General features: G+C 54.3%; 1 pseudogene. It reads right to left on the bottom strand.

Annotated elements, in window-relative coordinates:
- Positions 1 to 429 (bottom strand): annotated as a pseudogene (locus ACTHUR_RS21765) (polyribonucleotide nucleotidyltransferase); the annotation flags it as partial.

Here is a 429-nt window from a genome sequence, read left to right as displayed (position 1 = left end):
CCATTTGCAGTGCGGTCACACCTTCGGTTGTACCGGCTACTTTAAAGTCCATATCGCCCAAGTGGTCTTCGTCACCCAAGATGTCGGTCAGGACGGCAAATTTGGTGTTGTCCAAAATCAGACCCATGGCGATACCGGCAACGTGTGCTTTCAAAGGCACACCGGCAGACAACAGGCTCAGGCAGCCGCCGCAGACGGAAGCCATAGAGGAAGAGCCGTTGGATTCGGTAATTTCAGAAACCACGCGCATGGTGTAGCTGAAATCTTCAGGTTCCGGCAATACGGCCAACAACGCACGTTTAGCCAAACGGCCGTGACCGATTTCACGACGTTTTGGCGCACCTACGCGACCCACTTCACCGGTAGAGTATGGCGGGAAGTTGTAGTGCAGCATAAAGCGGTCGGTGTATTCGCCGGACAGTGCATCAA

This window comes from Neisseria sp. P0021.S007 (assembly GCF_051956855.1).
The sequence above is the reverse complement of the archived record's forward strand: the minus strand, read 5'-3'. Positions and strand labels throughout refer to the sequence as shown.